The organism is Streptomyces sp. UNOB3_S3, assembly GCF_020740895.1.
Classification (GTDB): Bacteria; Actinomycetota; Actinomycetes; order Streptomycetales; family Streptomycetaceae; genus Streptomyces.
Genome location: NZ_JAILXP010000551.1, coordinates 1 through 3,350, shown reverse-complemented (window position 1 = coordinate 3,350; position 3,350 = coordinate 1). Strand labels below are relative to the sequence as shown.

Genomic DNA, 3,350 nt, shown 5'->3' with positions numbered 1-3,350 from the left:
GCCGGATCGGGCGCGGCACCGGACCCGGCACCGGGGGCGGACGCGGTGGCGCCGTCCCCCTCCGGCTCGTCCACCGAGATGCCGAACTCGGTCGCCAGCCCCACCAGCCCCGAGGCATAGCCCTGCCCGAGCGCGCGGAACTTCCAGCCGTCGCCGCGCCGGTAGAGCTCGCCGCAGAGCATCGCCGTCTCGTCGCCCGTCTCCGCCGTGACGTCGAAGCGGGCGATGGGCTCCGCGTCGGTGGAACCGGAGCCGTTGCGCGCGGTGTCGTAGAGCAGCACGCACAGGTCCCGGACGAGCCCGAAGGGCCCGCCGTCGGCGGACGCGGCCAGCACGACGCGCGCCACGGACGCGTCGAGGGCGGACAGATCCGCCTCGACCGAGTCCGTCGCCCCCTCCACCAGCCGTTTCTTGGGCAGATGGCGGACCAGGCCCGAGGGGTGGCGCGGCTGGTTGTAGAAGACGAAGTCCTCGTCCGAGCGCACCCGGCCCTCGTCCCCCAGCAACAGGGCGGAGGCGTCCACGTCCGGGATGCCCGGGCCGGGTGTCCAGCGCAGCACGGCCCGCACGGTCGGGGCGTCCAGCGGGATGTTCGACCCCTTCAGCATGGCGTGCGTCATGCCCGCAATCCTGCCTTCCCGTGCGGCTCCGGGACAACGCAGGGGTCGGGAGCGGGGAGTCGCGCCCCGGCACCGCCCCCATCCCCGCGCACCGAAGCGTTTACCTGAAGGAACTGTGCAGGTCATGCGCTTGTCCTGGACTTGGGGAACTCTTGACCCGTCCCCGGACGTACCATAATCGGCCACACTTCCGTGCCGTTCGACCGGCGGGAAGGCGCCCACGCCGTGGCATTCGGGGAGAACAATGAGGCATTTCGGATACCTGTCGCCCGCGGTGCGGAGCGGACTGTTCCATAGGGAGCCGGGCGAGTTCACCGCCGGTTCTCCCGCCGGTACGCTCTCCGTCGCCCTCGGCGCCACCCTCTACTGCCCCGCCACCCGGCCCACCCTCGCCCTCGACGTGCGCAAGCAGGCGCGGCGCGGAGTGGTGTCCATGGTCCTCTGCCTGGAGGACTCCATAGACGACGCGGACGTCACCGGCGCCGAGGAGAACCTCGTCCGGCAGCTCACCGACCTCGCGGGGGCCTCGGAAGGGGCCGAGGAGGACCTCCCCCTGCTGTTCGTCCGCGTCCGCGAGCCCGCCCAGATCGGGGATCTCGTCCGCCGCCTCGGCCCGGCGGGCCGGCTGCTGTCCGGATTCGTACTGCCGAAGTTCACCGAGGACCGCGGACTGCCGTTCCTGGAGGAGCTGACCGCCGCCGAGGCCGCCTCCGGACGGCGGCTCTTCGCCATGCCCGTCCTGGAATCCCCCGAACTGCTCCACCTGGAGAGCCGCACCGAGACGCTGACGGGCATCGCCAGAACCGTCGAGAAGTACCGCGACCGCGTCCTCGCCCTGCGGCTCGGCGTCACCGACTTCTGCTCCGCCTACGGGCTGCGCCGCGCCCCCGACATGACCGCCTACGACGTCCAGCTCGTCGCCTCCGTCATAGCCGACGTCGTCAACGTCCTCGGCCGCGCCGACGGCAGCGGCTTCACCGTCACCGGACCGGTCTGGGAGTACTTCCCGCAGCCCGAGCGGATGTTCAAGCCCCAGCTGCGCCGCAGCCCCTTCGCCGGCCCCGCCGAGGCGCTGCGCACGGCCCTCATCCAGCACGACATGGACGGCCTCCTGCGCGAGATCCAGCTCGACCGCGCCAACGGCCTCCAGGGCAAGACCTGCATCCACCCCTCCCACGTCGCACCCGTGCACGCGCTCTCCGTCGTCAGCCACGAGGAGTACAGCGACGCGTGCGACATCCTGCGGCCCGAGCGCGACGGCGGCGGGGTCATGCGCTCCGCCTATACGAACAAGATGAACGAAGTGAAGCCGCACCGCGCCTGGGCCGAGCGGACCATGCGGCGCGCCGAGGTCTTCGGCGTCGCACGGGAGGACGTCAGCTTCGTGGAACTGCTGGCGGCGGGGTTGCAGAGCGGATGAATCAGCGGATGAACCAGCGGATGAATCACGTGAAGGGCACGGAAGAGTTGATCTGGTCGGGACAGTGGGTCGCGGACCGGCTGGGCGTGGCGCTGGAAGGCGACGCCAGGCTGCCGGAGTTGCTGGGGCTGGCCCTGCGGCGCAACCCCAAGCGGGCCCATCTGCTGGTCTCCAACGTGCTGGGCAAGCACGTCCCGGCGTCCCCGGCCGCCGTGTACGAGGCGGGGGCCGGCCTCGGCCGCCGGGTCCGGGCCCTGCTGGGCGACGCGGACGCCGCCCGGGCCGTCGTCCTCGGCTACGCCGAGACGGCCACGGGCCTGGGCCACGCGGTCGCCGACGGCCTCGGCCTCGCCCCGTACCTCCACTCGACGCGGCGCGCCGTGCCCGGGGCCGCCTCCGTGGGCGGCTTCGAGGAGGAGCACAGCCACGCCACGTCGCATCTGCTGCTGCCGGAGGACCCGGAGTTCTTCGCGGGCGACGGCCCGCTCGTCCTCGTCGACGACGAGTTCTCGACGGGGCGTACGGTGCTCAACACCGTCGCCGCCCTCCACGCGCGGTTCCCGCGTGAGCGGTACGTGGTCGTCGCGCTGGTCGACATGCGGTCGGATGACGACCGGGCGCGGCTGGAGGAGTTCGCGCGCGAACTGGGCGCGCGGGTGGAACTGATCGCCCTGGCGACCGGCACGGTGTCCCTCCCGGAGGGGGTGCTGGAGCGGGGGCGGGAGCTGGTGGCGCGGTACGAGGCGGAGGCCGTTTCGGCACCGCCGGACTCCCCGGTGGACGGTTGCTCGCCGTCGCGGCGGAGGGAAGGCCCCGGTCCCGCCTCTTCCCGTTTCCCGGGGGCAAGCCCCCGGACCCCCGCGCCGACCCGCGTCGGGCTCGGCTGGCCCGCCGGTCTGCCCGACGGCGGCCGGCACGGGTTCACCCCCGCGCACCGGGCCCGCCTGGAGGCCGCTCTCCCCGCCATGGCGGCGCGCGTCGCCGCGGCGGTTGTGGGCAGTCGTTCCGCCGGGGCGATGGGGGCACCTCCCAGCGGTAGCTGGGGGAAGGTGGGCACAACCGCGCCCGCAGACGACAGCGCTGCTCAGCTCCCGCGGCGCGTCCTCGTCCTCGGCAACGAGGAGCTGATGTACGCCCCCCTGCGCCTCGCGCAGGCGCTGGAGCCCGCCTTCGACGAGGTCCGCTTCTCGACGACCACCCGGTCGCCCGTGCTCCCCGTCGCCGACCCGGGCTACGCGATCCGGTCGCGCATCGCCTTCCCCGCCCACGACGACCCCACCGACGGCCCCGGTGACCGCTACGCCTACAAC

The 3,350-nt window shown here is 73.3% G+C and carries 3 protein-coding genes; 2 read left to right on the top strand and 1 reads right to left on the bottom strand.

The genetic code is table 11. The annotated features are described in order from the left end of the window. Positions 1-620 (bottom strand): TerD family protein (locus tag K6I33_RS33435; protein ID WP_229358498.1); only part of this gene is annotated, 620 nt, incomplete at its 3' end. A 244-nt stretch (positions 621-864) separates the two neighbouring features. Here K6I33_RS33435 and K6I33_RS33430 point away from each other — a divergent pair. Then, on the top strand, positions 865-2,040 hold the full coding sequence (locus K6I33_RS33430; RefSeq protein WP_229358496.1) for an HpcH/HpaI aldolase/citrate lyase family protein: 1,176 nt from the start codon (positions 865-867) through the stop codon (positions 2,038-2,040). 20 nt (positions 2,041-2,060) lie between these two features. After that, positions 2,061-3,350, top strand: a 1,290-nt coding sequence (locus tag K6I33_RS33425; protein WP_229358494.1) for a phosphoribosyltransferase family protein, incomplete at its 3' end; no start/stop codon positions are given.